The 23,866-nt window shown below is 60.4% G+C and carries 28 protein-coding genes; 20 read left to right on the top strand and 8 right to left on the bottom strand.

Annotation, left to right across the window (positions count from 1 at the left end; all coding sequences use genetic code 11):
* Positions 1 to 112 precede the first annotated feature (112 nt).
* The 14 genes from ABIB56_RS13850 (at position 113) to ABIB56_RS13785 (ending at position 10,108) form a co-directional block, all read left to right on the top strand.
* Entirely contained in the window at positions 113 to 436 is a 324-nt protein-coding gene (locus ABIB56_RS13850) for a GrpB family protein (protein ID WP_354569801.1), read from the top strand.
* Between the two features lie 151 nt (positions 437 to 587).
* Entirely contained in the window at positions 588 to 803 is a 216-nt protein-coding gene (locus ABIB56_RS13845) for a cold-shock protein (RefSeq protein ID WP_502917607.1), read from the top strand.
* A gap of 449 nt (positions 804 to 1,252) precedes the next feature.
* On the top strand, positions 1,253 to 1,417 hold the full coding sequence (locus ABIB56_RS13840) for a hypothetical protein (protein ID WP_354569800.1): 165 nt from the start codon (positions 1,253 to 1,255) through the stop codon (positions 1,415 to 1,417).
* Positions 1,414 to 2,151, top strand: a complete 738-nt coding sequence (locus ABIB56_RS13835; RefSeq protein ID WP_354569799.1) for a cytochrome b N-terminal domain-containing protein — start codon at positions 1,414 to 1,416, stop codon at positions 2,149 to 2,151. Before ABIB56_RS13840 ends, ABIB56_RS13835 begins: the two co-directional genes overlap by 4 nt.
* Entirely contained in the window at positions 2,151 to 3,104 is a 954-nt protein-coding gene (locus ABIB56_RS13830; RefSeq protein WP_354569798.1) for a hypothetical protein, read from the top strand. The genes ABIB56_RS13835 and ABIB56_RS13830 overlap by 1 nt, the downstream gene beginning before the upstream one ends.
* 203 nt (positions 3,105 to 3,307) lie before the next feature.
* On the top strand, positions 3,308 to 4,477 hold the full coding sequence (locus ABIB56_RS13825; protein ID WP_502917606.1) for an IS30 family transposase: 1,170 nt from the start codon (positions 3,308 to 3,310) through the stop codon (positions 4,475 to 4,477).
* A 665-nt stretch (positions 4,478 to 5,142) separates the two neighbouring features.
* Positions 5,143 to 5,544 carry a ferric reductase-like transmembrane domain-containing protein gene (locus ABIB56_RS13820; protein ID WP_354569796.1) on the top strand — a complete coding sequence of 134 codons (402 nt, stop codon included), beginning with the start codon at positions 5,143 to 5,145 and terminating at the stop codon, positions 5,542 to 5,544.
* Positions 5,545 to 5,599: 55 nt separating this feature from the next.
* Positions 5,600 to 5,878: a hypothetical protein gene (locus tag ABIB56_RS13815; RefSeq protein ID WP_354569795.1), complete on the top strand. Its 279-nt coding sequence runs from the start codon at positions 5,600 to 5,602 to the stop codon at positions 5,876 to 5,878.
* Positions 5,856 to 6,068 (top strand): FMN-binding protein, encoded by a 213-nt coding sequence (locus tag ABIB56_RS13810; RefSeq protein WP_354569794.1) that lies wholly within the window; start codon positions 5,856 to 5,858, stop codon positions 6,066 to 6,068. Before ABIB56_RS13815 ends, ABIB56_RS13810 begins: the two co-directional genes overlap by 23 nt.
* A gap of 570 nt (positions 6,069 to 6,638) precedes the next feature.
* Positions 6,639 to 7,739: an acyltransferase family protein gene (locus ABIB56_RS13805; RefSeq protein WP_354569793.1), complete on the top strand. Its 1,101-nt coding sequence runs from the start codon at positions 6,639 to 6,641 to the stop codon at positions 7,737 to 7,739.
* 178 nt (positions 7,740 to 7,917) lie between these two features.
* The gene (locus ABIB56_RS13800; RefSeq protein ID WP_354569792.1) at positions 7,918 to 8,307 is read left to right on the top strand and encodes an IS5 family transposase; all 390 of its coding nucleotides are present in this window, start codon (positions 7,918 to 7,920) and stop codon (positions 8,305 to 8,307) included.
* Positions 8,225 to 8,584 carry a transposase gene (locus ABIB56_RS13795; RefSeq protein ID WP_354569791.1) on the top strand — a complete coding sequence of 120 codons (360 nt, stop codon included), beginning with the start codon at positions 8,225 to 8,227 and terminating at the stop codon, positions 8,582 to 8,584. Before ABIB56_RS13800 ends, ABIB56_RS13795 begins: the two co-directional genes overlap by 83 nt.
* A 66-nt stretch (positions 8,585 to 8,650) precedes the next feature.
* Positions 8,651 to 9,834 (top strand): IS3 family transposase gene (locus ABIB56_RS13790; protein ID WP_354569790.1). Its coding sequence is split into 2 segments (ribosomal slippage): positions 8,651 to 8,912 and positions 8,912 to 9,834, totalling 1,185 coding nucleotides; the frame shifts between segments, so codons are not numbered across the junction.
* A gap of 55 nt (positions 9,835 to 9,889) precedes the next feature.
* Positions 9,890 to 10,108 carry a transposase gene (locus tag ABIB56_RS13785; protein WP_354569810.1) on the top strand — a complete coding sequence of 73 codons (219 nt, stop codon included), beginning with the start codon at positions 9,890 to 9,892 and terminating at the stop codon, positions 10,106 to 10,108.
* A 962-nt stretch (positions 10,109 to 11,070) separates the two neighbouring features.
* Here ABIB56_RS13785 and ABIB56_RS13780 read toward each other — a convergent pair.
* The 5 genes from ABIB56_RS13780 to ABIB56_RS13760 form a co-directional block, all read right to left on the bottom strand.
* Complete coding sequence (locus ABIB56_RS13780) at positions 11,071 to 11,256, bottom strand: sigma factor-like helix-turn-helix DNA-binding protein (RefSeq protein ID WP_354569808.1); 186 nt, start codon at positions 11,254 to 11,256, stop codon at positions 11,071 to 11,073.
* Between the two features lie 43 nt (positions 11,257 to 11,299).
* Positions 11,300 to 11,473, bottom strand: coding sequence for a sigma factor (locus tag ABIB56_RS13775; RefSeq protein ID WP_354569789.1), 174 nt, complete (start codon positions 11,471 to 11,473; stop codon positions 11,300 to 11,302).
* Between the two features lie 946 nt (positions 11,474 to 12,419).
* On the bottom strand, positions 12,420 to 12,842 hold the full coding sequence (locus ABIB56_RS13770) for a rhodanese-like domain-containing protein (RefSeq protein WP_354569788.1): 423 nt from the start codon (positions 12,840 to 12,842) through the stop codon (positions 12,420 to 12,422).
* Between the two features lie 2 nt (positions 12,843 to 12,844).
* Complete coding sequence (locus ABIB56_RS13765; protein WP_354569787.1) at positions 12,845 to 13,477, bottom strand: bifunctional 4-hydroxy-2-oxoglutarate aldolase/2-dehydro-3-deoxy-phosphogluconate aldolase; 633 nt, start codon at positions 13,475 to 13,477, stop codon at positions 12,845 to 12,847.
* Between the two features lie 32 nt (positions 13,478 to 13,509).
* A complete protein-coding gene (locus ABIB56_RS13760) occupies positions 13,510 to 14,412 on the bottom strand; it encodes a sugar kinase (RefSeq protein ID WP_354569786.1) in 903 nt (300 codons plus the stop codon).
* A 93-nt stretch (positions 14,413 to 14,505) separates the two neighbouring features.
* Here ABIB56_RS13760 and ABIB56_RS13755 point away from each other — a divergent pair, with 93 nt between their 5' ends.
* From ABIB56_RS13755 to ABIB56_RS13745, 3 genes are read left to right on the top strand one after another with little or no spacing between them, the layout of a single operon-like run.
* Positions 14,506 to 15,828, top strand: a complete 1,323-nt coding sequence (locus ABIB56_RS13755; RefSeq protein WP_354569785.1) for a type III PLP-dependent enzyme domain-containing protein — start codon at positions 14,506 to 14,508, stop codon at positions 15,826 to 15,828.
* Between the two features lie 38 nt (positions 15,829 to 15,866).
* Positions 15,867 to 17,423: an N-acyl-D-amino-acid deacylase family protein gene (locus tag ABIB56_RS13750; RefSeq protein ID WP_354569784.1), complete on the top strand. Its 1,557-nt coding sequence runs from the start codon at positions 15,867 to 15,869 to the stop codon at positions 17,421 to 17,423.
* 7 nt (positions 17,424 to 17,430) lie between these two features.
* Positions 17,431 to 18,162 (top strand): IclR family transcriptional regulator, encoded by a 732-nt coding sequence (locus ABIB56_RS13745; RefSeq protein WP_354569782.1) that lies wholly within the window; start codon positions 17,431 to 17,433, stop codon positions 18,160 to 18,162.
* Between the two features lie 11 nt (positions 18,163 to 18,173).
* On the opposite strand, the gene ABIB56_RS13740 is transcribed toward ABIB56_RS13745, so the two are convergent.
* Positions 18,174 to 18,557: a RidA family protein gene (locus ABIB56_RS13740; protein ID WP_354569781.1), complete on the bottom strand. Its 384-nt coding sequence runs from the start codon at positions 18,555 to 18,557 to the stop codon at positions 18,174 to 18,176.
* A gap of 48 nt (positions 18,558 to 18,605) precedes the next feature.
* Positions 18,606 to 19,943: an MFS transporter gene (locus tag ABIB56_RS13735; protein ID WP_354569780.1), complete on the bottom strand. Its 1,338-nt coding sequence runs from the start codon at positions 19,941 to 19,943 to the stop codon at positions 18,606 to 18,608.
* Between the two features lie 167 nt (positions 19,944 to 20,110).
* On the opposite strand from ABIB56_RS13735, the gene ABIB56_RS13730 reads away from it, so the two are divergent.
* The 3 genes from ABIB56_RS13730 (at position 20,111) to ABIB56_RS13720 (ending at position 23,310) form a co-directional block, all read left to right on the top strand.
* On the top strand, positions 20,111 to 20,845 hold the full coding sequence (locus tag ABIB56_RS13730; protein ID WP_354569779.1) for a helix-turn-helix transcriptional regulator: 735 nt from the start codon (positions 20,111 to 20,113) through the stop codon (positions 20,843 to 20,845).
* A gap of 365 nt (positions 20,846 to 21,210) precedes the next feature.
* Positions 21,211 to 21,456: a hypothetical protein gene (locus ABIB56_RS13725; protein ID WP_354569778.1), complete on the top strand. Its 246-nt coding sequence runs from the start codon at positions 21,211 to 21,213 to the stop codon at positions 21,454 to 21,456.
* Between the two features lie 390 nt (positions 21,457 to 21,846).
* Complete coding sequence (locus tag ABIB56_RS13720) at positions 21,847 to 23,310, top strand: catalase (protein ID WP_354569777.1); 1,464 nt, start codon at positions 21,847 to 21,849, stop codon at positions 23,308 to 23,310.
* Positions 23,311 to 23,490: 180 nt separating this feature from the next.
* Here the strand turns inward: ABIB56_RS13720 and ABIB56_RS13715 are convergent, their stop codons facing one another.
* A complete protein-coding gene (locus ABIB56_RS13715) occupies positions 23,491 to 23,856 on the bottom strand; it encodes a bleomycin resistance protein (protein ID WP_354569807.1) in 366 nt (121 codons plus the stop codon).
* Positions 23,857 to 23,866 lie beyond the last annotated feature (10 nt).

Here is a 23,866-nt window from a genome sequence, read left to right as displayed (position 1 = left end):
GCACTCCTGAGTCAACGCGAATCTTGAACAATCCGTGTTTAACAGGGCTTGTGCCTGTCCTACATCAACGACGCACCCCACCTATTGACGCAATCCCTTAGTCGTCACGGTAATGGACATTACTGCCGACGAGGACTATCTCGATCCTCTTGTCGAAGCTGGCTACGAAGTGCGAGTCCGGGAGCCCGGGCACCGAATGGTGCGCACGCCCGCTCGAGATGTCCACGTGCACATCCTCGATCGAGACGATCCGGCCGTTTATGAGTACCTTCTCTTTCGTGATCACCTGCGATTAGATGCGGATGACTGTGCACTATACGAGCGCACCAAACAGGCTCTGCTCGCCGAGGACTGGGATGATATGAACGCCTACGCGGACGCTAAAACAGAAGTGATAACCGCGATCAAAGAACGCGCACGCGCCAAGCGCAGTTAGCCGATCACACCTTTCTCAATAAAGGTTCGGCTTACGGAGATTCACAATTCCCGAATGGTTTTGAAACGACGAGCGCCGCGAGGCGCTGGAGCTGCTGATCAAGGTGCCACGGCCGGAGCGGACGCATAATTGCACTATCGCAATCGGCACGGTGAAATTCTTCAAATTTGACAAAGGGTGGGGTGCCATCTCCTCCGATGACCTGCCTACCGGGCACGATGTGTTTGTTCACTTCTCTGTGATTCAAACAGACGGATACCGCGCCTTTGAAGTGGACGACGAAGTAGATTTCGACTTCGAGCCAGCCATTCAAGATAGCTTTCGGTTTGCCGCCACTCGAGCACGCAAAATAGCCTCGGGCTCATAGTCCGCTCGGAAACGAATTCTCCAGACAACGATCCAAAAACAGCCCGAAAGGCGCTCTTTTCCCCTGGGAATCGTCGCCGGGGACAGTTCTGGCTAGGTCTGTCCAACCTGCGTCGCAGGAGGTTCCTCTGCGAGCACCCCTCGAATTCATGGAGCGCCCTCAAAACCGTCTCCGGGAGCTCCGTCAAAATCGGCCCGGCGAGCGTCCGGCTTGCGGGCGCAATCGGTCTGAGCCTTCCCGGTCACCGAGACAGAGGGCACGAAATCTGGCAGATCTCGATGGCGTTCTCATCGAATGATGGGTGTTCGTTTGTGGCGGCGCTCTTCCTTCGTCCGAGCGTGGCTCGTGCTCTTAGGGCAGATTGGCATCGACAAATCTCGGGACTAAAGGCCCGTTTTCCGCACGTGTTGGGGCTTACTTTCAGTTATTCGAACAGCCGGGAGGTTGGCATGCACGCTCTATTGGCGTCGGTGACGGGAGACGTCCCGACCATCTATCTGGGTTGGGGCGCTTTCACCATCCAACTCGGAAACTTCATCGTCATCGCGGTGATGGTGGTCCTGTTCGTCCTGGCGCTCGTGTTGCCCTTCCCGGCGGGACGGAAACGCAAATGACCTCCATCGTGTCACCGCCCACCAACGAGGCGCCCGATTCGGACGAGGAGACAGCCTCTGAGGGCGAGTTCTACACCTGGACCGGCAAGGCGCGGCGGTGGATGCTCAAGACCCTCCCGCCGCAAAAGCTGCTTCCGCAGACGCAGCCGAGTTATGTCGCTTCGTGGATCTACGTCTTCGGGATGGGGGCCATCGCCTCGCTTGCGGTCATCATCGTGTCGGGCATCATCCTGAGCCTGAACGGACCGTCCTGGTGGCATATCTCATCCCTCGGCCACTTCGTCAATTCCACCCATCTGTGGAGCGTCGAGTTCTTCTTCCTCTTCATGGTCGTGCACCTGTGGGGCAAGTTCTGGATGGCGTCATGGCGTGGCGGGCGACTGCTCACCTGGATCACGGGCGTCGTCTCCTTCGCGGTGTCCATTGCGGCGGCCTTCACCGGGTATTTGCTGCAGACCAACTTCGAGTCGGAGTGGGTGTCTTTCGAGGCCAAGGACGCGCTGAACGCCGCCGGAATCGGTGCCTGGTTCAACGTGGCCAACGTGGGCCAGATGTTCATGTGGCACATCACGCTGCTGCCGATTGCGGTCGCAGCGATCGTGGCCCTTCACGTGCTGCTCGTACGGGTGCATGGCGTGGTGTCGCCCATCGATGCCGCCAAGACCGACACCCAGTTGCGTGACGCGACCTTCCCCGACCATCACGACACCGATCTCACAGGCAAGACCATCTGATGAGCAAGAAAATCAGCCCCATGTCGTGGCGCAAAGGAAACGGCATCGCAGGGCGGTCCTGGAAGGGCACCAACCGCGAGTACGACCTCTTCAAGGAACTGACTGTTGGAGTGGTCGTGGTCAGCCTGCTTGTGGTGGCCGCATCGGCGATCTTCAGCTCTCCCGACGACCACAGCGTTACCCTCAAGTCCTGGGCGACCAGTCAGCCGGGGGACTTCGTCGTCACCGCGAATGCCGAGCTGGGAGGCACAAGCGACACCGCGGGATACGGACCTCCGTACAACTCGACTTCGGGCTCGACCCAGACGATCGGTGCTCTCGACTTGCAGAGTCTCGCCGGCGTGAAGATCCCGATCGACACGTCGAAGGACTTCGTGATCGACCCGCTCAAGACTCTTCCGAATCCACCCGCCGCCATTGCGACCTGGACCGCCGCATCGAGCGACGAACAGGCCGCATGGACGCTGGCATACGGCAAGGCGCTCGACAAAGCCAAGAACAACAACCCGTCGAATGTTGCGACGGGCAACTACGGTCCCGTGCCCGCGCTGACCAACTCGCTCCTCACAATGGCGAAGCAGGGCTCTCTCGACAGCGTCCTGCAATCGGGCGGATCGTTCTACAACTTCAACTACACGCGATCGGTACTGTTCCTCGGCGACGGGGCGTACCTCAATAACCTCGCCTCGACCCTCCATCTTGGCGGCGACCAGTGGGGCATGATGAACGAGACGGGCAACTATCCCGGCCAGTCCTGGCTGTGGCTCTTCTCCGCCTTCTACCAGGTCGAGCCATTCAAGTCCCTCCCCAACGCCGACCTCGTTGTGCTGATGATCGTCGTCGCACTCACCGTGCTGCTCATGCTCGTGCCACTCATCCCCGGTCTGCGATCGCTGCCGAAGATCATCCCGATCCACCGCCTGATCTGGCGCAACTACTACAAACGGCGGTAACACCCACACTCGTCATGGAGAGTTGGAAGCTCGGACTGCAAAATCACATGGTGACGACTGCTCGACGACCTATCGCACTGAAAGATCCCCTGCGGGCACCCCTCGAAGTCCAACTTCGCCCTCAAATCAGCCTTCGGGAGCACAGTCAACTACGGCCCGCTGATCGTCCCTTGGGTTCTTGCGGTGATTGCAACACTTATTGGATGGGTGTTGTCGTGGCGAAGTATTCGATCTTTATCCGGTCGGATCTGACTCAGCTGTTCTGGGGGCGGATGCAGGCCGGAGATTTCATTTCGGAAGCGGTCGAGTTGATCGACACGAGCAGGCGGACCGGGCGGCGGATTTTGGCCGGTGCTGGCAGTGTTCGACCGCGTCGCGGTCGGGACCTGAAGGGCCGATGTTTGACGTTCGCGGAACGGGAAGACATCGCGGTTCGCCGTGCCATCGGGCAGTCGTTGAGAGTGATCGGGGCTGCGGTGGGTCGGTCGGCGTCGACGATTTCGCGGGAGCTGCGCCGTAACAATGTGCCAGGTTCTGGGTATCGCGCCACGACTGCGCATGCTCTGGCGTATGAGCGGGCGTCGAGGCCGAAACCGGCGAAACTTCATGTGAATGTCGAGCTGCGTGCGAAGGTGGAGAAGGACTTCCAAAAGAAGTACTCACCCGAGCAGATCGCGGGACGACTCAAGCGGGAGTTCCCCGGACGGGAGGAGATGTGGGTGTCGCCGGAGACGATCTACCAGTCCCTCTACGTCCAGTCCCGTGGAGCGTTGACACAGGAACTGACCAGGTATTTACGTACTGGACGGGGTTTACGGCATCCGTCGAGGAAGACGGGTCAGAGGAAGAATCGGATCCCCGACATGATCAACATCTCACAGCGCCCGGCCGAGGTGAAAGACCGCGCGGTGCCGGGGCATTGGGAGGGCGATCTGATCATCGGGAAAGGCAACCAGACTGCGATCGGGACTCTCGTCGAACGGTCAACGAACTACACAATGCTCGTGCATTTGCCGAACGGTTACACGGCGGAGAAGATGCGCGACGCCCTGACGGTGAAGATCAAAACCCTCCCCGAAGCGTTGAGAGGAACGTTGACCTGGGACCAGGGCGTCGAGATGCGCGAATGGAAGAAAATTGCCCTCGATGCCGGCATCGAGATCTTCTTCTGCGACCCGCACTCGCCTTGGCAGCGCGGCATCAACGAGAACACCAACGGGCTGCTGCGTCAATACTTCCCCAAGGGCAGCGACCTCGGGGTCCACTCCGAGGAAGACCTCAACTGGGTCGCCGCTGAACTCAACGATCGCCCCCGCAAACGGCTATCGTTTGAGAAACCGATCGAAGCGATCGGGAAACTCTTGTTGCAATAACCGCTTGAATCCACCGTCCCTCTTGCGGGCGAACTCTCCGGGGGCGGTGAGATTGGCTCCCGAATTGCCTGTCGGTGGTGGGGAGGGTCTCCGAGAGGTGTCGCGTGATTGCCAATAAGCATCTCTTGGCCGGTGCATCCGACCACAGAGGGAAGCTCGATTACGATCTCCATGTCGAGCAATGAAGGGTATTACATCATCTATACGCGCCTCCATGAACGCGCTTTCCGTCGGCGCTTCGGCGAGTTAGTAGAAGAGTTTCGAGTGCGACTCGCCTGACCGATGCTTCCAGCAAATCAAGGTCAAAGATCCGTTTACGAAACGGTGCAGCCAAGCGGTCATCGTTCCGCTACTGGGCATCCTCACCTATCAAGAAGCAGTCGCCATCGCACCGTCGCAAATTGCTGCAACGGCATCCGCGGTTCGTTCCCGTGCGAGCACCCCTCGAAGCTCAAAAACACCCTTGAATTATCTTCGCGGCGCACGGTCAAATATCGATTGATGAGCGTCCGGCAACTGGACACGACTGGACGCCGACAAACGCGTTCGTCTTCAAAGATGTGAGGAAACACATGCGAATGTGTCGATGCGTGCGGCTTTCGCATAGCTCCAACTGCAACTGTGGATCACAGAAAACCAATCGACTCGCCCTGGAAGGGGATGAAATGATCACCACGATGCTTCCGCAACAACGAGGGACGCTCGCCCGGTCTTTACCGACATCTCAGCGCGAGCGCTTCCGACGTGGGGTACTTGGGGAAACAACAATTGTGCTGCCCGGTTCCCACGAGGGCGAGAATATTCTTGGGGATGAGATGGAGCAACTCGCACTTGACCGCGGTGCCCATTTTTGCGGCTTCGTTGGTCGCCGATCTCGTCGCGCGTACTCGTGGTTGCCGGTCCGCGATGTCGAACGCAAGTTTTCGCTCAAGTCGATTTTTCTTGATCTGAAGAGCTCCGACCTCTATATTTGCGGGTCGCTGGCGCGGGCGAACGGGGTGCTCGTGGACGTGCGGGCGTATGGACCTCCCGACCACCAAATTCACAGGGAAAGGTTTGAGTGGTGAGAACTCGCGCTGTATTGGGCAGCATCTTTGCATCCGTTTCGATCCTCGTCATCGGATGGCAGGCTGGTGCCACAGCGGCGAACAAATTCGCCGCGATATCGACGACAAACCGGTCTTCCTCGACATCGCCGAGTCCCAAATCGAACCCGATCTCGCCGAGTTCAGGATCGACGCCATCGTCTACACCGGTACCCGCACCGGCACCGGCACCGGTTCCGGTTCCGAGTTCGACACAATCTGCGGGCCTCTCCGGGACTTTCGTAGGGTCAACGTTGGACACACCGTACGGACCGGTTCAGGTGGAAATAGTCGTGGCGAACAGCAAGATCACTAATGTTAAAGCGCTCCAGTTGACCAATGTGGGCGGCCGTTCGGTCGAAATTGACAACTACGCAGTTCCGATCCTCCGCGACGAAGTTATCAAATCCCAGTCCGCGAAAGTCAACGCTGTAGGCGGCGCGACCTACACCAGCGAGGGATATCAGACTTCAGTTCAGGCGGCGATCGACAAAGCGAAGCTGTAACCGACCGCCGGCTCAGTTAAGAACCTGGCGTTCCCACGTAACGCACGTCGAGCTCCGCAATGCGACGGTCGCTTTCGCTCTCGAATTGCTTCGTAGGCCGTCCCTGAGCGGACGGTCGATCCCCCGACCTGGTCCACTCCATCCGGATATTGCGAGGAGTTCGATCGCGGCCCACGGATTGATCCGGCTCGGAATTCGACAGACAGGAATGTCGAACATATTCAGCCCAGTGGACTTCGCAAGTTACGGCCCTCGGCAAGCATCCGCAGCGCACGCTCACGAAACTCGATCGGATATCGGTTTGACATAGTTCCATCTTCCCAAAGCATTAGACGGAACAAAACCCAGGGCGATTCACCACCAACCTGCTCCTGAAAACGACCGCCGAGCAGATCCTCAATTGGCTAAAAGGACTTCCACAACGAATCGCCGACGCAAGAAACCAGAACTCGATGCCTGCCGACACTTCGCGAATTCTGAGCCCGAACCTTCGAATTCCTTCAGGTAATAGAGCCCAATCGCCCCCAGATTTCAGGTTTTCATCCAAATAGGCGGAGCAATCTGAAATCGATGTCAATTCGATCGGACGGACTCTCCACGAGAAACCGGGTGCAAGACTCCGCCGTCACGCCCGTGCGGCGACCGGGCTACGACGTCCTCCGGGGACTCGCAATCGCCCTCGTGCTTCTGAGGCACACCTGGGACCAGACCTTTCCTGGTGCGGGCATTGTCGGTGTCGTGGTCTTCTTCACGCTCAGTGGCTACCTGATCACGGGGATCCTCGACCGCGAGGTTGGACGGACATCGCGGATCTCTTTCTCGCGCTTCTACATGCACCGCGTACTCCGGCTGTACCCGGCACTCCTTCTGATGCTGATCGTCTTCACCGTGGTGGAATCGATCCTCAACGTCCTCGGTGACCGAGCGATCGTGCCGCAGACGGTGGGCGCGGCGATGTTGTACCTCAGAGACTTCCCGCTTCCTTTTGCCACGTCTCCCGCGATCAACACACTGTGGACTCTTGCAGTCGAGGAGCAGTTTTATCTCGTCTGGCCGGCCCTGTTCCTCCTCGCGATGCGACGCAAAGCGATCAACACACTTCTGCTCTGGGCGTTCGTCACCCTGGTCGTTCTATGCACGGTCTCCGCCCTCATCTTCGCGCGCGATCCCGCGACCATTTACATCCTCCCCACCACCTGGTCGAGCACCATCGTGGTCGGAGCGGCCGCATACATCCATCGGGACAAGATCGACCGACTTGTGGAGCGGTCGCGGGTGATCCGCATGATGGGGCTCGTCGTCGCAGTGGGCGCCCTGCTCGGCCTGTCCATTTTCCCCGATGCCAAAAACTCCCTCTGGCTCTACCTTGTCGGCGGTCCGCTCATCGCGGTGCTGACGGTGCTGCTGATCTCCATCTGTGGGCGGTGGTCGGTCCTGCCGACCCGATTCCTCGAGCCCCTTCGGCTGCTGGGCATCATCTCCTATGCGGTGTACGCCTGGAACGCGCTCATCCTGGACTGGTTACGCGCGGTCGGCGGCTTCCCGCACTGGGTCGAGATCCCCTCGACCATCCTGGTCGCGATACTCAGCTGGATCACTGTCGAAGCATGGGGCCGCCGTGCCCGCCGACGATTCGACGTCACAATCGCCCCGCGGCCCTCTGCGGGTTGACCGGTATCGGAACAGTGGTTGCCGCTGATCCTGAGCGACTAACTGTCAGATGAGGCAATCTAGTGTCGTTCCGCTACCACGCGATTGGACCCGGTGAGCCAGGTACAGGCCGACGCCCGCACCGCACTAGGGCGTGTTGCTAAACGTGTTTTGGGGTGTGATCGGCGATTCTTGATGTGTGTCGCGTGATGTTATTTCTGATGATGCTTGGGCTGTGATCGGTCCGCTGTTTCCGAGGACGAAGTCGACGGGGCGTCCGCCGGTGGATCGACGGACCGTGGTCGAGGCGACGGCGTGGCGGTTCCGGACGGGTTCACCGTGGCGGGACCTGCCGGAGCGGTTCGGGAACTGGAACACGATCTACAAGAACTTCAACCGGTGGTCAGAGCAAGGGGTCTGGGCGCGGGTACTCGAGACGGTCCAGTCGTACGCTCAGCAGGCTGGCGATGTGGATTGGGTGGCGTCGATCGATTCCACGATCGTGCGTGTGCATCAGCACGGTGCGACCCTTCCGCGAATCACAGGGGGCAGGGCAGAATTACAAGAAATTCGGGCCGGAACCGCCTGATCATGCGATCGGCCGCTCCCGCGGTGGCCTGACGACAAAGAATCATCTGGTCTGTGACGGGCGCGGCCGTGCATTAGCGTTTCTCCTGACGCCTGGCCAGTCGGCCGATACGTCCTGGTTGCAGGCGACGCTCGCTGAGATCCGTGTCGCGGGAACCGCAGGGCGGCCACGCACCCGGCCGGATCGGGTGATGGCCGATAAGGGTTACCCCTCGAAGGCGAACCGTGCCTGGCTGAGGGAGCGTGGGATCGCAGCGACGATCCCTGAGCGCGATTGACCTGCTGCGGTGTTCTCGGATAGTGGGCCCTCTTAAAATGGGGGTGCTACTGAAGGAGAGAGCAGCATGTCCGCATCGCGTCGGCGATTCAGCCAAGAGTTCAAAGATGAGTTGTGCCGCGAGGTGATTACTACCTCCAAACCGATCAGGGACGTCGCGACGGCCTATGGTGTCGGTCCCGAGACGCTTCGCAACTGGCTGATGAAGTATCGGGAGGCCAACGGCGGGACGGAGACCGAGTTGACGGTCTCGGAACGGGCCCGGCTCAAGGAACTCGAACGCGAGAATCAGGAACTGAAAGCGGAGACCGCGTTCTTGAAAAAAGCGACGGCTTACTTCGCGCGGGAGCAGCGGTAGTGAGCAAGTACGAATACATCGACTCCCAGAAAAACGAGCAAGCGAACACGAACCCCGTGGTGAAAATGTGCCACTGGCTGGGAGTGTCAACGTCAGGGTTCTACCACTGGTTGACGCGCCCGCAGTCGGCGACAGCGGCGCGGCGCGACGCGTTGACGGCACGAGTTCGCTATTTCTTCCAAGAATCCGACGGGACTTACGGGTATCGGCGCATCCATGCCGATCTGGCCGATGAGGACACCGAGTGCTCTCCGGAGTTGGTGCGACAGATCATGCGTGAAACGGGCCTTATCGCCTGCCAGCCGCGCCCATTCCGGGTCACGACCGAGGCCGATGCTCAGGCCGCAGCCGACATGCCCGACCTCGTGCGGCGGGACTTCACCGCCGATCGCCCCGGGGTGAAGTTCGTCGGAGACATCACCTACATTCACACCTGGCAGGGCTTCATCTACCTGGCGACCGTCATCGACTGTTACTCGAAGAAGGTCGTCGGCTGGTCCATCGCCGACCACATGCGCACTGAGCTAGTCGAAGACGCGTTGAAGAACGCCGCGGCGACGACCGTGATCCACCCTCACGCGATCTGGCACTCGGACCGTGGCAGCGTCTACACCTCGGCTGATTTCCGGGCCTTGGTGGCCCGTCTGGGGATGCGCTCCTCGATGGGCAGAACAGGCGTGTGCTGGGACAATGCCATGGCGGAAAGTTTCTTCTCAGCGTTGAAGAACGAGCGCGTCTACCGAACCGTCTACGCCACCAAAGCACAAGCCCGTCGTGACGTCATCCGGTACATCGAGGGCTTCTACAACAGCCATCGCCGCCACTCAGCGCTCAAGTACCGACGCCCCAATGAAGTCCACTACGCTTACCAACAGTCGGCAACGGCAGCGTAGAAAACCAATCGAAACCGCTGTCCGAAATCACCGCAGCAGGTCAGATGATCAGATCGTGCATCGACGCAAACGACGAGGTCGCCCGATCGATTTCGGGGATGAACAGAAGGCCCGCTACCGCGGTCGGAACGTCGTGGAACGCTGCTTCGGCAAACTCAAGCAATGGCGCGGAATCGCCATGAGATCAGACAAGACCGCCCGCAACTACCACGCCGGCCTCTGCCTCGCCGCAACCCTCCACTGGATCACCAGCGGGTTTAGCAACACGTCCTAGTGCCGCTGCCCACCGGATTACCGCGCAGACGGTGAACAGGAGCCACGACGGCACGGGCGGTGCGAATGTGAGCATCAGCCAGAAGACCAGCGGGCGGGAGAGAATAACCATGAATCCGGCGTAGGACAATTGCGTTGCGACGCGGCTTGCCCCGTGCTCCTAGACGGTTGAACACGGATTCAGCCACCAGCAACAGCCCAAAGGAGATTACCCCGGCCACCACGATGCTGATAACGGGGGTTCCGAAGTCGCCCTTTTTGATGTCCAACGGGGCGCAGATGCCGCTTGCAACGCTGACAGCTGCGATCAGGAGCAACCCGAATCCGACTGGTGCCGCTGTCCTGATGTGCGGTCTCACCGTGCGCGCCACACCACCGAGCAGTAGGAAGCTGAGGCACGGCAGTGCGGAACCAGTCGACAGGGGCGTTCGGGCGAGTGTGCCGCCGATCGTGTAGCCCAACACAGCCCCGCGATACAGATCGCCCAGACGACGGAGCGCGGCAACATCCGGAGACATCGCAGTAGGACGACCGAGGAGAACAACACCGAGACGAACCAGAATGTGGAGTACGCCATAGCCGAGTTCGATCCGTTGACGAACGGGGCGAACAGCCGCACCCATGTGAGGCCAGGTACGGCACTCCGAGCGTTCGCGTGCGTCGAGTCAATTTTTCAGTCAACGTTCTGCGGGACGCGAAAGGTAACCGGCGAGGAAGAAAAACAACGGGACGTGCCAACTGTAAAGCAAGGGCGCACCATCGGTGTTCCCAGGGTGTGCCCGCGATGATGGCGGTGATGCCCAACACGCGCACCGCGTCGATGGCACCCTCGGTCGTGGCAATGCATGTAGAGCAACTCGCTGGTTTCGCACTCGCCCAGAGGCTCCGCGGGGGCGTCACTCTAATTCTGGCTGCCCATTTGCATAGCTGACCCATCGCTTGGCGTATTGCCGCGGAAACCTTCTAAGCGGCGACGTTCATGTGTTGGCGGAGGGCGATCAAACCATCACGCAACCGGGTCTTCCCCGTCCCGACGGGGGCCCCTACCCTTTCCGCGATTTCGGCCAGCGTCAAGCCCTGAATGTAGGCCAGGTCGATGACCTCTCGGTGTCCGATGGTCTCTCGGCGTCCGATGGTCAGGCCTTCCATGGCGGCCCGCACCCGCTGGTATTCCACGGCGGCCGCGACATCATCACGGGAGTTCTTCGCGGTCGCGGATGCCGACCCTCATGTCCCGGTCTCGGCTCGATTGCGACGCTCCTACCCGGTCGATCGCACGCCGGTGCGCCACCGTCAACGCCCACGACACAGCACCGCCCTTGCCGGGATCAAACCGGGTCGCCGTCTGCCACAACTCCAGAAACACTTCTTGGGCGACTCCTCGGATTGCGCCGGGTCCCTCATTACCCGCCGAATCAAACCCAGCACACGCGGGGCCGTGAGGTCATAGAACTCAGCAAAAGCCTCCCGCTCGCCCCGAGCGACGCCGACCAACAGTTCGTCTGTGGTCTTATACGGCTTAGGTGGCGGAGAAGAGATCAGCGTCATGAGAACAAGTCCTGGCCGTTGCGAGGTCTCGGCCTCTGCGATCTACACGAGCAACCCAGCGTCACTCAACCCCGACGCTACTCGACCATAGACAACATCGACTACCCCCAGAACAGGACTCCAGGTCCAAGTTGGGTGGCCGCTTTCGCGGTTGAACGGCGCCGCTGAAAGTCTCACTTGCGGGCACCCCTCGAAGTCGTGCGAGGTTAAGGAGATCTCCATCGACTGGTCAGCTGGTCTAAGAACGAAAGCCTCCGGTGTTTGCTCGGCTACGTACCGCGCGAGAAATTCGAGGCCCGGCATTATTGCGCTGGTAAAACCGACCTGTCAGCAAAAAGCCGAGAAAAGCCCAGCGGCCTCAACCCAAGAATGGTTCAGTTCGTCCTGTCGCGAGTTCTACTTCGCTCGCGCAACAAAGTGCTGGTCAAAGCTCCGCCTATTTCACCCTCATACCCCGGGCCTTGAGGACCATTGGTACAGCGGTTGGCGCTGAGCCGGCGAAGTTGCTCGCTCCATCCCGTGCGCACGGCCGAAGCGTGGATCCTGACCGCCCCGGGGCCCCATGAAAATTACCGAGACTCGATAGGCGAGTCGTACGATCGTCCGGCGCTGGTCAAACTGCCTGAGAGGGCCTCCGCCGGACTCCGTTTTATACATAAACCACAGCGAAGAACTGCGACACCTTAGCTAAGGAGATGCGGGGCGAAGAGGGAACCAATGACAGCTACGCAGTGTGCCGTCGCGCCGAGGCATCCCTTTTCGTTTCAGTTCGTGTCGATCCGAATGTCTGCGGTAACAAGCGGGTCAGATGCGTGCCGAGTGACGGCTTCGCCCTGTTCCACCGCAAACCCATTGCGCACCCAATACTCGTACCCGCCGATCATTTCGCGCACGTCGAATTCCTCGGCGAGGAGGCGGCGCGCGGTGTGGGTGGCACCGTTGCAACCAGGCCCCCAGCCATAGACGATGAGCGGACGCTCTCGCTGCAACGTCTTGAGGCGCACGTCGAGGCCGTCTGCGGGTAGATGCAGGGCGCCGGCAACATGTCCGTGATCCCAGGAGCGCTTCTTACGGGTATCGACGAGCACTGCCGCGCCATCAGCCTGGGCACGGAATGCTGCAACCACGTCGATCTCGTACCGGAGCTTCGCGTCCACAAACGTCAGCAAGTCGTCGGCAGAAACCATGATTACGATTCGGCCCGCTCGAAGCGACCGACTGGGCCGAGTAGCGCCGCAAGCCTGGGCAGCTGCGATGGCTCTTCGAGTGCCGAGCCGACGGCGACGACCCGCGCTCCCGCCCGCAGGAACTGCCCCGCATTGGCAGCGGTCATGCCACCCGTGGTCACGAACTTCGCCTGCGGGAAAGGCCCGTGCATAGCGCTGATCCAGGTCGTACCGAGCACCGATGCGGGGAACACCTTGAGCCAGGTGAGGCCTTCTTTCAGCGCGATCTGCACTTCGGTCGCGGTGGCAACCCCCGGCATCGACGGCATCCCCGCGTCGGAAGATTCCCGGACGACCTCGAGATCCAGTCCTGGACTCACGGTGAAATCTGCCCCGGCGTTCACGGCCTGCCGAACATGTTCGAGAGCGACGACCGTGCCCGCTCCGACGATCTTTCCCCGTTCCTTGCCGGCCAGCGCGACCACTCTCAAAGCCTCGATGTCATCCGGGGTCTGGATCGGCAGTTCGACGACGTGGAAGCCGAGATCCCAAGCAGTGTGCGCGATGGACAGACTGCGCTCCACTCCCATGCCGCGAAGAATCGCCATAAGGGGCGCCTCCTTGAAAATCTCGTTGAACCGTGCGTTTTCCACCATGGCTTAGGTCGTCCATTCATTCGGTGAGTCGGTCATTCGGTGAGTTCGGTTATGAAGTCGCTTGTCGAACGCAGCACCAGCCGGGCGCGTTCGTGGCCGGCGCGTAATCGATCCTTCGCGACATGACCTCTTAATAGACCAGAGAGGTAGCCAGCGGCGAATGCGTCGCCAGCACCGACGGCCTCCAGGACTTCAGTAGGGATGGCGGGCACGAAGACGGTGAGGTCCACGCTGAATTCGGTCGCACCGACATCACCGTCTTTCACGACGAGCCGCTCGGGTTTCGGCAGCAGTGAGCGGATGTCATCCGCACTGCGACAGCCCCACAGCGCCTCCGCTTCATCAAGACCGACAAAGACGAAGCCTGCGCGGTTGGCCAGTTCACGCAGCACTGAGCCGGCGACAGAGCGATCCGGCCAGAGTGATGGACGGAAGTTCACGTCGAAGCTCAGTATCGCGCTACTCGCAGCGACCCGATCGAATACAGCCTCCACCAGTGCCGCACAGCTCTCTGAGAGACCCGGGGTGATGCCTGAGAGATGCACGACATCGGCATCTTCAAGTGGAATGCTCGCCACAGTAGCTGGGCTCATCCGCGATGCGGCAGACGTGCTGCGGTAGTACAGCACTTCCTTTCCCGGGTCCTTGAAGTACACGCCCGTTGGCGCGGTGGTGTCGTAGGTGACCCAACGGGTATCGACACCGTGACCCTCGATAGCCGAGCTGATACGGTGACCGAACACGTCGTCACCGACCACGCCCACCCACGCCGATGAGAGTCCAGCGTGGGCCACATGGCACGCCACGTTGGACTCCGCGCCACCCGGGTGCAGTCGCACGTCTACCGCCGTGGCGAGCGACTCTGCGTTCGCCGGAGCGAACATCATCATCGTCTCTCCGATGGTTATTAAGCGTGGTGTTGCTTCGACCGTCATCGATCTACTATGACGGCCTATGTGCGAAATACGCAACTAACGTTGTCATATTTGCACAGCATGCATCGTCGCGACGTAAAGTGGATTGGCGCGGTGATCGACGCTGTTGCCCTGCACGCGAACTCGAAGGGGATGGGCATGACGGGAATGCTCCGATTGGACGAATTGCGGAATGATCGCTTGTCTGCGCGCGACAAAGGCCTGCCCGAGCGAGCGATCGGTATGACAGTTGCCGATTTCCTCGCGAGCGAGCCGCGGCTCTCAGAGTTCTGGACGCCGCTCGTCACACTCGACGACGAGGCGATCCAGAACAATCTGACGGTGATGGCAGGGTGGTGCGCGTCGAGAGGTCTGAAGCTCATGCCGCACGGCAAGACTACGATGGCCCCAGCTCTCTGGCAGAGGCAGCTCGACTCCGGGAGCATCGGCATCAGCCTCGCGACCATGGGCCAGGTGCGCACCGCACGAACCTTCGGCTTGAATTCGATCATGCTCGCCAATGCGGTCGTCGACGATCGCTCTCTCCGCTATCTGGCCGCCCAGCTTGGCGACCCGGAGTTTCACTTCGTCTGCTGGGCTGACTCACTCGCGACGATCGAGGCGATCGAACGCACTTTGCGCCACGCAGGCACTCCCCGCCCGGTCGATGTCTGCGTCGAACTGGGTGCCGCCGGAGGCCGCACCGGGGCTCGCACGGTTTCCGAGGCGACTCACATCGCCCGGCGAATCGCCTCGTCCGACGTTCTGCGCCTCGCAGGGGTCGCCGGATACGAGGGCAGCCTCGGGCACGACCGGTCGGAGGCTTCGCTGGCTGCCGTGCGCGGATACCTCAACGCGCAGCTCAAACTTCATCATCTCGTTCACGATCTCTACGACGACGGTCCCGTCTATGTGACAGCGGGCGGAAGCGCGTATTTCGACCTGGTTGCGGAGGTATTCGCCGACGCGATCGCCGAGGACCCCACCACGTTGTGGACGTTGCGCAGCGGCGCGTACATCGTGCACGATGACGGTTTCTACCGGCGGATCTCCCCGCTGGATGAAGCGGGCGGGACCGCTGCCCGGTTGCAATCCGCGCTGCGTGGCATCGGTCGCGTCGTGTCGCATCCCGAGCCCGGGCTGGCTCTTCTCGACGGAGGCAAGCGCGACTTTCCGTTCGACGAAGGGCTGCCGATTCCCCACGAGCTCGCGACCGACCTGGGCCAGGCGTGGATGCCATTGGCCGGCTCATCCATTCCCGCCATGAACGACCAGCACACTTATCTAGAGTTAACAGAACAGGATGCCGCAATCGGCTCAGTCGTTTCGCTGGGGCTTTCCCACCCGTGCACGACCTTTGACAAATGGCACTACCTCCCGGTCGTCGCCTCCCAGGGTTCCGACCACGTGGTCGACCTGGTTCGAACCTTCTTCTAGCCAGCAGAACCGAGAGGGGCCAACACGTGCGTTTACTGATGCGAGGCGGATCGATCGTTGACGGTGAAGGGCTTCGACGCGCTGATGTTGCCGTCGAGGGCACCATCGTCACAGCGATCGGTGACCTCACCCCCCGACTGGACGACGAGGTCGTCGACTGTGAGGGGCGGTACATTCTGCCCGGGTTCATCGATACCCACTCGCACGCCGACGGTCTTATGGAAGACGATTCGGTACAAAGATCCCTGTTGAAACAGGGTGTGACGACTGTTATTGCCGGGCAGGACGGCGTCTCATATGCTCCCGGCGACGGGGCATACGCGAGCGAATATTTCGCCGCTATCAACGGCGAGCACGAGGGCTACCGGGGCGGTGGGGTTGCCCGGTACCTCGCCTCGATCGACGGACGGTCGCGGGTGAACTTGGCCTATCTCGTTCCCGCTGGAACCATTCGATGGGAGGTGTGCGGCCGATCGAAGAACCCGGCGACAGCCGCGCAGCGCGCGACCATGGTCGCTCTCGTCGAGGAAGGGTTGCGCGAGGGCGCCGTCGGCCTCTCGACCGGGCTCGACTACGTCCCCGGCCTCTTCTCCACTACGGACGAGATAGCGGAGTTGTGTGATCCGGTCGCCCGAGCCGGCGGAATCTATGTCACGCACATGCGCGGCGGATATGAGAGCAATTCAGCGGCGGGTGTCGAGGAGATCGCGCGCATCTCAGCGGGGTCTGGCGCACGCATCCACATTTCACATTTTCATGCGCAGGCCTCTATCGTGCACGACCAGCTGCACGCTCTTGCACACGCCGGAGTCGACGCCACATTCGATGCATATCCGTACAGTCGAGGCTGCACCCTGCTGGGCATGCCACTCCTCCCACCGGAGCTCTCGGTACTTCCGGTCGACACCGTCATTGCGATCATCGCCGATCCTGTGGAGCGAGCGCGATTGCGTCGCGAGTGGTTGCCCATTGTTGAACGCAGCGCAAGCCTCGGCCCGGGATGGTCCTCGATGATCACGCTCGCGCATGTGGCAGCGCCGGAGTTCGGCTGGACGCACGGCCTCACCCTCGAAGAGGCCGCGGCAAGGGCCGGTACCGACGCACTCGATCTCACACTGGATGTGCTGGGCGCTTCCCGCCTCCAGGTCAATGCCGTCATGGCGGTGGCGCACGAACGTACCGCCACCGAGCTCGCCCGTATTTTCGCGCACCCCGGCCACATGGGGGGCTCGGACGGCATCTTCATCGGCGCACATCCACACCCGCGCGCTCGGGGCACCTTCGCCCGGTATCTCCGCGAGTTCGTGCGCGACAGGCAGGCATGGTCATGGTCCGATGCGGTACACCACCTCTCGACGACACCAGCGGAACGCTTCGGGCTAGGGCAACGGGGTAAAGTTTTGCCGGGCTGGATCGCCGACCTCATAGTCGTGAGCCCAGACACCGTTGCCGATACTGCCACCTACGCGGACCCACTCGGCGAGGCCATCGGCATCGAAGACGCGTTGGTAGCAGGTGAGCCGGTGCTCGCTCACGGTGCACTCGCGGGTGGCGCGCCGGGCCGCGGACTTCGACGCCAGATTACGGAAGGGTAGCGAAGGCATGTCGCAAACTGTCAAGAGGGCGGCGAGTATCATCGATTCGATAGCCACTCAGCCCAAGACGGTGGCCCAGCTGGCGAGCGAATTCGGGCTACACCGCTCAACCATGTTTCGAGAGCTGCAGACGCTAGAAGAAGTCGGCTACGCCCGGCGGCGCATAGACGGTACCTATGCACTTGCCTTTCGCCTGGTCGGGCTGGCGCAGGCGTCACTTGATAGCCTCGACTTGCGCCAGGCCTGCCACGACCATGTACGACGGTTGCATCAACTTGTCGGCAACACGGTGCACGTGGCCGGTCTCGTTGACGACGCCATTATCTATGTAGACAAGGTTGAAGACGCCAGTGGAGTGCGCATGTATTCCCGTATCGGATCCTCTGTGCGCCCATACTGCAGCGCCGTCGGGAAATCGATTCTCGCCGAGCTCGACACGGGCAGGCGCGATGCCATTCTTGCCGGAACCTCCTGGAAGAGATATACCGACACGACCATCACCAGCCGAAGTGCCCTGAACGCGGAATTGGATACCGCGGCCGAGCAGGGCTGGGCTGTGGATGACGGCGAATTCGAAGATTTTGTCAACTGTATTGCTGTGCCCATCCGAACCTCGGCCGGAATTGTCGGAGCTCTTTCGCTGACGGCAATTCGTATGAAACAGAACTTGGACCAGATCAAGCCTCGCCTCCCGCTCCTGCAGCGGACCGCCCTGCAGATCGGCCGCGAGATGGGCTAGTTGGTGCCCCGTTACGTGTTCCGAGATACGACCGCGACGACGTCGATCTCCACGAGGATATTTGCCAGCTGCGAGCCGACCGTTGTGCGCACGGGATAGGACTCCGAGAAGAATTCCGCGTAGACCTCGTTGAATGCGGCAAAGTCTGCCAGATCGGCGAGGTGCACCGTGCTCTTGACGCAGTCGTCTAGTGTCAACTCCCGCTCTGCGAGCACGGCCTCGATGTTGCGCAACACCTGCCTGGTCTGCTCCGCCACGGAATCGGCCACAGCTCCGGTAGCTGGGTCTTGCGGCCCGAATCCGGCCGTATAGAAGAATCCGTTCGCCTCGACACCTTGGCTGTAAGGGCCCGCCGGCTGCGGCGCATTGGTCGTACGAATGGCTATTTTCACCATAAATGTCGCTCCTTATTTTGGGACTGAATGCCGCGGGTCACCCACGCGTTAGGCCGGGGCGTGCAGTCGACCCGGGTTGTCTATATCGGGCCGAAGTGTTGCATACGCCGTGCCGATAACGCCGACGAGCACCACAACCGCGGCGAAGATGATGATCGGCCAGATCGAGCCGAAGGCCAGCGAGAGCGCCGTGGCGATCAACGGGGCGAAACCACCGAGCATGTTCGAGAACTGGTAACCGATGTTCACACCAGTGATGCGAGCTTCAACGTCGAACATCTCGGTGAGCATGGTCTGAAGGGTTGCCTGCATAGCCACACCGGGAATGACGAAGCCGACGATCATACCGAGCCAGATCAGGATCGCGATATCTGTGCTGAACAGCGCGAATGCGGGGTACAGCAGCAGCGCGAAGGCGATGGCCGCACTGATGTAGAACCTGCGGCGACCAACCTTATCGGACACCCAGCCCCAGAACGGCGCGGCGAAGATCTGAAGAACTCCGACAATCATGGTTCCTATAAAGCCGACCTGGGCGTGAGTTCCTTTGGACACCAGGAAGGCAAGACCGAAGGTCAAAACGATGTAGCCGGCAATACTTTGCGGGAGGCCGATGAGAATTCCGAGTATCGCGTTCTTCGGGTGGCGTAGAGCCTCTCTCAGCGGGTTTGTGCGCTTAATTTTCCCGACTTCGATGGCCTGCGTGTGAGCAGCGAACTCCTGCGGCTCCTCCAACTTCGAGCGAAGAACCACGGCAATAACGGCGAGTACGAGAGCAAAGACAAACGGAATGCGCCATCCCCAGGCCAGGAAAAATGCAGCGGATCCCGCACCGAGAATCGCCATGAAACCCGCTGATGCGACGTTCGCAATGCCGGCACCGGTGATCAGGAGCGCCCCGAACAGCCCACGTCGCCCCACCGGCGCATGTTCGATCACGAGAGTCGCGGCCGCACCCATTTCACCGCCAACGAAGAGTCCCTGAAGCAAGCGGAACAGCAGCAGCAGCAGCGGGGCGACAATCCCAATAGCCGCGAATGAGGGCGTCAGGCCGATGGCGGCCGTGCAGATGCCCATGCCGATGACCGTTGCCATCAGGGCTGGTTTGCGTCCGAAACGATCGCCGATGTAGCCCCAGAACAGTCCGCCAATCGGACGCAGCAGGAAGCCGAATGCGAAGCTGGCAAATGACTCGAGTGTGGCGACTGCTGGGTTGTCGTTCGGGAAGAAGACCGTCGGAAAGACAACTGCCGCCGCGAGTCCGTAGAGGTAGTAGTCGTAATACTCCATCAGTGTGCCGATGGCTCCGGCAGCGACCATCCGGCGTTGCTTGCCCGAGATATCGAATCCCCACAACGTGCGATTTTTCCGCGGTGTGACCACCATTGAGAGCCTCCTTGCCCTGGTTGCAAAAATGTGGCGCGGTGCCAGCCTGCATTCTGTTGGCGCGCGACTACTTGAGAAGCTAACAGAATATTGAACTGTTTATCTACGTACTTTATAATTAGTTAACTCCGAGGAAGTTGGTTATGTCTCGTAATACTGTTAATGCCGTGACTGACGGAGACATCATGCCCGCACTTTCGACGCCGTCTACCGGCGAACTCGCTCATATGGGCACCTACGAGTCGGTGGCCGATATTCTCAATGCCTTCCGCCCAGTTATCCACGCGGTGGCTGCGGCTGCAGGCCCCGGCTGTGAGGTTGTACTTCACGACCTTTCCGCCCCGGATCCCGACCTCAGCCACACGATTGCGGCTATCGAGAATGGACACGTCACTGGGCGCGAGGTCGGCGGGCCCTCAAGCAGCCTCGGCATCGGTGTGATCCACGACCAGGGAGCGGACCACAACGCTTTCGGATACCGAGGATTTGTCGGCGACGGACGTGAATTGCGATGTTCATCCGTCTATTTTCGAAATTCAGCGGGCCGGATAATCGCTGCGCTGTGCGTGAATTTCGACGTCAGCGCAATACAACAGGCTCGTGCGGTTCTTGACGGGCTACTGCCGCAGCCTGCCGCCAGCTCTCACGACCGGCCGAACGAGTTCTTCGGGCGCGACCTGGTGGCCGTCATGGATGCGATGGTTTCCGAGGCAATTCGCGAGATCGGTAAGCCCGTGAGCCAGATGAGTCGCACTGACCGAATCGCGGTGCTCACCCGTTTGGACCGACAGGGAGTGCTGCAGATGAGAAGGGGCGTCGAATCCATCGCCGCACGCCTAGGCATCTCGCGTGTCACGGCCTATTCCTACCTGGACGAGGCACGCAATGACAACCCTGAATAGGGTGTGCTCGGCCAAGGTCCGATGCTGTTTTCCAGCTTATGTCGCGCATCGAGCAGGAGATAATACAAGAGGGTGAAATCTTGGCTAGCGCCTCAAATATTGAAATTTCTGTCTCGATCGATTTGTAAAAGGTGTCGCCCGCGGTCAACTTCACTACGGGTGTTGATCCTTCGTCAGACTCGCGATGCACAAAAGGACTGCCCCTTCACGAACCTAAGTTCGGGCAATCGGTCCTGAGTCCAAATGCAGCTTTCCTGCCATTCACGTGGCCGACCGTGACCCAATCACCACACCTTCTGGCGATACGACGTTCGAGACTGAAGCGCACAGGTTTTCTGCCGCTCCTTTGCGGGTACGGCTCTCTGTTGAGGGTCGAGTCCCTCCGCGAAGAAAGTCATCGCCGCGCGGAGAATATCGACGTCCCCACGAAGTCGACGGTTCTCCGCCTTCAGCCGTCTAATCTCCGCCAGCTCCTCAGTCGTGACACCACCAGGCTGGACACCATCGACCTGGGCTTGCACGACCCACCGGCGGACAGTCTCACGGCCCACACCAACCTGCTCGCGAGCGCAACTGACGCCGCGGTCAAGGACGGGTACTCGCTGAAGTGATCAGCCGCCAACCGCACTGCGCGGGCCTGAACCTCGGGGTAAGTCTTCTTGGGCATGTGCTCACCCTTACAACTCAAAAGGATGGGGCATCAAACCTGGGGCGCTTCAACGATACTGCCTGAACTGGCTGCCGCCTGAACTAAAACAACTGACCCGCACGGTGTTGAGAAAACTCCACCACGGTCCGTCATCGCGGAATGTTGGCGGGGTCGTTTTGACTCAATTCGTCCAGTGTTTGGGAGTAATCCGATTAACCCGGGGATTGTCGCGAACACGTGGATGTGTCGCCGATGTGAATACTCTCAGACTCGCACCCCTTGCGCATCGGGAACAACTGCCTAGAGTCCCGAGGAGGGGGTGTGGTCCTCCGCTGATCATGGAGGTCTTATCGTGTCCGAGAACGTGAATCCGTCGGTGACTACAACAGATGCTGGTATCCCGGCTCCCAGTGATGAATTTTCGCTCACCGTCGGCCCGGGAGGCCCAGTGGTTTTGCATGACTCCTATGTCGTGCAAAAGATGCAGCAGTTCAACCGTGAGCGGGTGCCCGAACGTGTTGTTCATGCCAAAGGAAGCGGGGCTCACGGCTACTTCGAGGTGACAGCTGACGTTACATGGTTCACCAAGGCGAACTTCCTCGGCGAGATTGGGCGGCGTACTGAGATGTTCGCCCGGTTCTCTACCGTCGCTGGCGAACAGGGTTACCCCGACACGGTGCGCGACCCGCGGGGTTTTGCGTTGAAGTTTTATACCGCAGACGGCAACTTCGATATGGTCGGCAACAACACCCCCGTCTTTTTTATGCGTGACCCGTCGAAATTTCAGGACTTCATCCGGTCCCAGAAACGGTTGCCGGACTCGGGATTACGCTCAAACGATATGCAATGGGACTACTGGACTTTGTCTCCAGAAAGCACCCATCAGGTGATGATCCTGATGTCCGACCGCGGCACTCCGCGCTCACTACGCACCATGAACGGTTACTCCAGCCACACCTATTCGACCATCAACGCTGCTGGGGAACGGTTCTGGGTCAAGTGGCATTTCAAAACGGAGCAGGGTGCTGACAACTTCGCCGATGACGAGGCGAAGGCAATGGCGGCGAAGGATCCCGACTACCATCGTCGCGATTTGCGGGACGCGATCCAGTCGGGCAATCTGCCGTCGTGGCGGCTGGAGATGCAGGTGATGCCGTTCGCCGATGCCGCTGGCTACCGGTTCAATCCGTTCGATTTGACAAAGATTTGGCCTCATGAGGACTACCCGCCGGTGACCGTCGGTCGGATGGTTCTTGACCGCAACCCGGGAAACTATTTCGCCGAGGTGGAGCAGTCAAGCTTCTCCCCGGCGAACATGGTGCCCGGTATCGGGTTGAGTCCAGACAAAATGCTCCTCGGCCGGGTGTTCTCCTACCACGACACCCATCTGCACCGGATCGGCACGAACTATCAACAATTGCCGATCAACGCCTCGAAAGTGCCAGTACACAGTTACAGCAAGGACGGCTCGATGGCATACCGCCATTCTGGAGACCAGCCGGTCTACGCACCGAACTCCTATGGTGGGCCGCAGGCCGACCCGATCGCGGGTGCCGACCTTACCTGGTGGATTGACTCTGGTGAGCTGGGGAGATACGCCTACGAGGCGCACGCCGAAGACGACGACGTGACCCAACCCGGAACCCTCTACCGAGACGTGATGGATGATGTGGCCCGCGACCATCTGATAGCCAACATCATCGGACACGCGAGCGACGGTGTCTCGGCGGACGTGCGGCGCAGAGTCGTCGAGTACTGGCAGGCTGTCGACACCGACCTTGGCGCCCGGATCAAGGTTGGACTCGGAGTAGCCTAAAAACGCCGGCCGTTACTGAGCCACTTAATTCCTCTCGCTCCAATCTCGTGGCTGGTAGGACAGCCTGCGCAATCCACGAGAAAACGAAACGTGAAATCGGCCTCCTCCGACTTTGGCGGTCGTTACTTGAAGGGCATCGTAAACGGCGACGCGTGGGCAGCGGGTGCGTCAGCGCTACCTTCAGACTCGGTGCTCAATGAGGGTGAGTTGGGTGCCATCGGGATCCACGAGATACCCAGCCCTAAGCCCCCACTTCTGCATTCGAACAGGGTGCAGACGAGGCATCGCGGTAATGACGTCGGGTACCCCGGATCGACGGATGGCGTCGTGCAGATCGTCGACGTCGGCTACCCGCAGACAGCACATGAAATTGCTCGACAGTGGGTCGAGGCCAGGGAATGGGAAGAATTCCAACTGCAAGCCATCTCGGGTCAGGATCATCCAACCCGCGTCGCGAAACGCGCGCTCGAAACCGAAACCGCAGTAGAAGGCTTCCGTAGCGTCAAAGTTTCGTGACGGAAGGTTCGGCACAGCGTGGTCGAGCATAGGAGTCGTG

Origin of the sequence: Glaciihabitans sp. UYNi722, from assembly GCF_040549465.1 — a bacterium.
In the GTDB taxonomy this organism is placed as follows: Bacteria; Actinomycetota; Actinomycetes; order Actinomycetales; family Microbacteriaceae; genus Lacisediminihabitans.
The sequence above is the reverse complement of the archived record's forward strand: the minus strand, read 5'-3'. Positions and strand labels throughout refer to the sequence as shown.

Bases quoted from the DNA above. Each gene is read 5' to 3' on its own strand.
- ABIB56_RS13765 (WP_354569787.1), bottom strand. From the start codon at position 13,477: ATGGTGGAAAACGCACGGTTCAACGAGATTTTCAAGGAGGCGCCCCTT.
- ABIB56_RS13820 (WP_354569796.1), top strand. From the start codon at position 5,143: ATGATCACCACGATGCTTCCGCAACAACGAGGGACGCTCGCCCGGTCT.
- ABIB56_RS13805 (WP_354569793.1), top strand. From the start codon at position 6,639: ATGTCAATTCGATCGGACGGACTCTCCACGAGAAACCGGGTGCAAGAC.
- ABIB56_RS13715 (WP_354569807.1), bottom strand. From the start codon at position 23,856: ATGCTCGACCACGCTGTGCCGAACCTTCCGTCACGAAACTTTGACGCT.
- ABIB56_RS13770 (WP_354569788.1), bottom strand. From the start codon at position 12,842: ATGGTTTCTGCCGACGACTTGCTGACGTTTGTGGACGCGAAGCTCCGG.
- ABIB56_RS13740 (WP_354569781.1), bottom strand. From the start codon at position 18,557: ATGGTGAAAATAGCCATTCGTACGACCAATGCGCCGCAGCCGGCGGGC.
- ABIB56_RS13830 (WP_354569798.1), top strand. From the start codon at position 2,151: ATGAGCAAGAAAATCAGCCCCATGTCGTGGCGCAAAGGAAACGGCATC.
- ABIB56_RS13750 (WP_354569784.1), top strand. From the start codon at position 15,867: ATGCGAGGCGGATCGATCGTTGACGGTGAAGGGCTTCGACGCGCTGAT.
- ABIB56_RS13835 (WP_354569799.1), top strand. From the start codon at position 1,414: ATGACCTCCATCGTGTCACCGCCCACCAACGAGGCGCCCGATTCGGAC.
- ABIB56_RS13840 (WP_354569800.1), top strand. From the start codon at position 1,253: ATGCACGCTCTATTGGCGTCGGTGACGGGAGACGTCCCGACCATCTAT.
- ABIB56_RS13780 (WP_354569808.1), bottom strand. From the start codon at position 11,256: ATGGAAGGCCTGACCATCGGACGCCGAGAGACCATCGGACACCGAGAG.
- ABIB56_RS13850 (WP_354569801.1), top strand. From the start codon at position 113: ATGGACATTACTGCCGACGAGGACTATCTCGATCCTCTTGTCGAAGCT.
- ABIB56_RS13760 (WP_354569786.1), bottom strand. From the start codon at position 14,412: ATGACGGTCGAAGCAACACCACGCTTAATAACCATCGGAGAGACGATG.
- ABIB56_RS13825 (WP_502917606.1), top strand. From the start codon at position 3,308: ATGGGTGTTGTCGTGGCGAAGTATTCGATCTTTATCCGGTCGGATCTG.
- ABIB56_RS13735 (WP_354569780.1), bottom strand. From the start codon at position 19,943: ATGGTGGTCACACCGCGGAAAAATCGCACGTTGTGGGGATTCGATATC.
- ABIB56_RS13815 (WP_354569795.1), top strand. From the start codon at position 5,600: ATGGCAGGCTGGTGCCACAGCGGCGAACAAATTCGCCGCGATATCGAC.
- ABIB56_RS13745 (WP_354569782.1), top strand. From the start codon at position 17,431: ATGTCGCAAACTGTCAAGAGGGCGGCGAGTATCATCGATTCGATAGCC.